This window comes from Desertibacillus haloalkaliphilus (genome assembly GCF_019039105.1).
In the GTDB taxonomy this organism is placed as follows: domain Bacteria; phylum Bacillota; class Bacilli; order Bacillales; family KJ1-10-99; genus Desertibacillus; species Desertibacillus haloalkaliphilus.
In genome coordinates this window covers 1-380 of sequence record NZ_JAHPIV010000327.1, presented here as the reverse complement: position 1 = coordinate 380, position 380 = coordinate 1, and the positions used below count along the sequence as shown (strand labels likewise).

Below are 380 nucleotides of genomic sequence, written 5' to 3'. Positions count from 1 at the left end.
ACAAATCGAAAGTGCGTTTGATATCGGTCACCCCCATGTTGAACTACTTCTCATTCATTTCGTATCTTTATTAGCTGTCATAAATTCTTGTTTTATATCTTCAATTAGTTCTGTTACACCAATGTTTTCTGTTTCTAAGCCTTTTTTATAAATGGTTATTAATATTTCTTGTAATTTCTCCTGATCAATTTTATCTGCGATTTTCATTAGTTAAATCCCTCATTTTCACTCACTAAATGGTAGAAATTCACTTCTATAAATGATATTTAAGGATAGGACATGCTCTTGATAAAAATAAAACAAGTAACAAGCAACGATTGCGAAATATATAAATTTTTGATCCTTTTCTTTAAACACTTTTACAACCCAAGCAATAAGGA

1 protein-coding gene is annotated in these 380 nt (G+C 29.2%); it reads right to left on the bottom strand.

Annotated features, from left to right (window positions below; all coding sequences use genetic code 11):
- Positions 1-54: 54 nt before the first annotated feature.
- Positions 55-207 carry a YwzD family small protein gene (locus tag KH400_RS22170; protein WP_217228324.1) on the bottom strand — a complete coding sequence of 51 codons (153 nt, stop codon included), beginning with the start codon at positions 205-207 and terminating at the stop codon, positions 55-57.
- Between the last annotated feature and the right edge of the window lie 173 nt (positions 208-380).